2 protein-coding genes and 1 pseudogene are annotated in these 3395 nt (G+C 70.3%); 1 reads left to right on the top strand and 2 read right to left on the bottom strand.

The features are described from left to right. A partial coding sequence (ligA, locus tag G6017_RS06470; protein ID WP_524536253.1) for an NAD-dependent DNA ligase LigA occupies nt 1-2131 on the bottom strand: 2131 nt, incomplete at its 3' end. Nucleotides 2132-2235: 104 nt separating this feature from the next. Here ligA and G6017_RS06465 point away from each other — a divergent pair. Further along, nucleotides 2236-2931, top strand: a complete 696-nt coding sequence (locus tag G6017_RS06465; protein WP_182611333.1) for an exonuclease domain-containing protein — start codon at nt 2236-2238, stop codon at nt 2929-2931. A gap of 10 nt (nt 2932-2941) precedes the next feature. On the opposite strand, the pseudogene G6017_RS06460 reads toward G6017_RS06465, so the two are convergent. Then, nucleotides 2942-3395, bottom strand: a pseudogene (locus G6017_RS06460) (cobalamin-independent methionine synthase); the annotation flags it as partial.

Here is a 3395-nt window from a genome sequence, read left to right as displayed (position 1 = left end):
GATCGGCGGGCTCGGGGTCGGCCCCGTCTTCGTCCTCCCGCGCCGGGCCGTTCTCCAACAGCTCCACGAAGCCGGCCTCGTCGAGGATGGTCAGCCCCAGCTCCTCAGCCTTGGCCGCCTTCGACCCCGGGTTGTCCCCCACAACCACGTAGTCGGTCTTCTTGGACACCGATCCCGAGGCCTTGCCACCGCGAGCGATGATCGCCTCCTTGATCCCGTCGCGGGTGAACCCCTCCAGGGATCCGGTCGCCACGATGGTCAGGCCCTCGAGGGTGCGCGGGATCGACGCGTCCCGTTCATCGGCCATCGAGACGCCCGAGGCCGCCCACCGGTCGACGATCTCGCGATGCCAGTCCACATCGAACCACTCCACCACCGAGGCCGCGATGGTCGCGCCGACGCCGTCCGTCTCCGCCAGCTCCACCTCCGAGGCGGCGCGGATGTCCTCCATGGTGCCGAACCGGGTGGCCAACGCGCGTGCGGCGGTCGGCCCGACGTGGCGGATCGACAACGCGACGAGCACCCGCCACAGTGGCCGGTCCCTCGCCGTCTCGAGATTCGCCAGCAGCTTGCGGCCGTTCTCGGTGAGCACGGTTCGCTCCGGCTCGGCGCCCTCCTCGACCTGCTTGCGTGTCGCCTTGTCCAGTCGGGTGTAGAGGGAGGTGCGGAGGAGGTCCGCCTCGGTGAGGTCGAACAGACCGGCCTCGTTGTCCAGCACCCCGCTGGCGAGGAGATCGGAGGCTCCCTCGTAGCCGAGCGCCTCGATGTCGAGTGCGTTCCGCGAGGACAGGTAGAACAGTCGCTCTCGGAGCTGTGCGGGACAGGACCGCTGGTTCGGACAACGCCAGTCCGCGTCCCCCTCCTTCGCCGGCGCCAGGACGGTCTCACACTCGGGGCAGCGCTCGGGGAAGACGAACTCGCGCTCGGTCCCGTCCCGGCGCTCCACCACCGGGCCGAGGACCTCCGGGATGACGTCCCCGGCCTTGCGGATCACCACGGTGTCACCGATCAGAACACCCTTGCGCTTGACCTCGGTCTGGTTGTGCAGGGTCGCGAGCGAGACCGTGGAGCCGGCGACGAGCACCGGCTCCATGTGGGCGAACGGTGTGACCCGCCCGGTACGACCCACGGAGACACGGATGTCGAGCAACTCGGTCATGACCTCCTCGGGCGGGTACTTGTAGGCGATCGCCCACCGCGGTGCCCGCGACGTCTGACCGAGTCGACGCTGGACGGCCCGGTCGTCGATCTTCACCACGAGGCCGTCGATCTCGTGCTCGGGGTCGTCCCGGTGTTCGCCCCAGTACCGCATCCGCTCGAGTACCTCGTCGACCCCGGTCGCCGGGGCGGTGTGGGGAGAGACGGGCAGGCCCCAGTCCGCAAGCGCGAGATAGACGTCGTGGAGGCTGTCGAAGGTCGCTCCCTCGACCACGCCGAGGCCGTGACAGTACATCCCGAGGCGGCGCTGGGCGGTGATCGCCGGGTTCTTCTGCCGCAGTGACCCGGCCGCGCTGTTGCGGGGATTGGCGAACGGTGGCTTGCCGTCGGCGACGAGCCGCGCGTTGAGGTCGGCGAAGTCCTCGAGCCGGAAGAACACCTCCCCCCTGACCTCGAGCAACGCGGGAACGGGGCGGTCCTTCGTCGGGGTGAGCGTGACCGGGATGTCGTCGATCGTCCGGGCGTTGAGCGTGACGTCCTCGCCCGTTCGACCGTCCCCGCGGGTGGCCGCGCTGACCAACCTCCCCTCGCGGTAGACCAGGTCGAGCGCCACCCCGTCGATCTTGACCTCGCACAGGAACCGAAGGTCCTCCGCGGGGATGTGAGCCTGTTCGACCGCCGAGGCCACCCACGCGCGCAGCTCCTCCTCGGAGAACACGTTATCCAGGCTCGTCATCCGCTGAAGGTGTTCGACCGGCGCGAAATCGGTGGAGAAGCCACCCCCGACGAGCTGTGTCGGGGAGTCCGCCGTACGCAGCTCGGGGTGGAGTTCCTCCAGCGCCTCCAGGTCGTGGAACAGCCTGTCGAACTCGGCGTCGGAGACGATGGGGGCGTCCTTGACGTAATAGCGGAACTGGTGATCCCGCACCGTCTCCGCGAGGTCGGTCCACGCCTGCCGTACCTCCGGGGGGATGTCCCCGGTGCCGACGGGCTCGTTGCTTCGACTCGCTTGGCTCACGAGGACAGGGTAATGCGACACATGCCCGGCGTGTCGGGGCGCTGGCCTACGGTGACCGCATGAACCCAGAGAACATCACCCCTGTCTCCCTCGACCGGAACCGGCTGCTGGCATTCGACCTCGAGACCACCGGACCCGATCCCCGGACCGCGCATGTCGTCACCTCGGCCCTCGTCGCGATCGACGGGCCCCGAAAGGTGGAACTCAACTGGATGGCCGATCCGGGTATAGACATTCCGGAGGGCGCCACGGCTGTGCACGGCATCACCACCGCCCAGGCCAGGCAGCACGGAAGGCCGCATGCGGAGGTGGTGGCCGAGACCATCGCCGGGGTCCGGACGGGGTGGCGGGAGGGGCGGACCCTGGTGGTGTTCAACGCCGCGTACGACCTCACCATCCTCAGGAGATGGGACCCCTCGTTCGAGGTGCTCGGCCCGGTCATCGACCCCTACGTCGTCGACCGGGCGACCGACCCGTACCGCAAGGGCAAGCGCACCCTCGAGGCCCTGTGCGCCCACCACGGCGTGCGGTTGGACGGCGCCCACGAGGCCGCGGCCGATGCGCTCGCGGCGGCCCGCCTGGCGTGGAAGCTACTCGGCTCGATCCCCGAACTGGCCGGAGCGGACTGGCGCGCGGTCAACGCGCAGCAGGCGCAGTGGCACGAGACGCGGCAACGCGATTTCGCGGCCTATCTCGAGCAGTCGGGCAAGGACGCCTCGGACGTCAACACACAGTGGCCGATCGCCGACACCTAGATCGGATCGGTCACTCGGCCAGCCGCGGGGCGGCCTCGGCCACCCGACGTACCGACGCCAGTGCCTCCACCGGGGTGAGGCGGCCCGAGGTCATGTCGTCCACGGTCGGGGTGAGGACCAGCCGCCCCAACCCGGCGTATCGGGGCGCGCTGAGGCGCTCGAGCAACGCGAGGATCGCGGACACATCGCGTTCCACCTCCGGGCCGGAGCGGGGCGGGCGCGGCGACCCCGGCAGTCCCTCCAGCTGGAGGATCCGCCCTCCGCCGAGGACCGTGCCGGCGGCGTCAAGCGCGGGATGGGAGGTACCCGAGTGGAGAAGTTCCGCCGGAACGCAGAGCCCGTCGAGGGGCGCCTCACCGTCCGGGGTCTCCGCGACCGCGGACCACCTCGCGGGCGCCTCGGGTCCGGTGCCGGCGGGGACGCGGACCACCACCTCGGCCACCCCGTTGCGGCGCAGGACGTCG

The sequence above is a fragment of the Dietzia sp. B44 genome (assembly GCF_014145245.1).
Classification (GTDB): domain Bacteria; phylum Actinomycetota; class Actinomycetes; order Mycobacteriales; family Mycobacteriaceae; genus Dietzia; species Dietzia natronolimnaea.
Note: the sequence above shows the minus strand (reverse complement) of the source record. Positions and strands in the feature narration are given on the sequence as shown.

Excerpts from the sequence above, each read along its gene's own strand:
- G6017_RS06465 (WP_182611333.1), top strand. The coding sequence starts at position 2,236 with ATGAACCCAGAGAACATCACCCCTGTCTCCCTCGACCGGAACCGGCTG.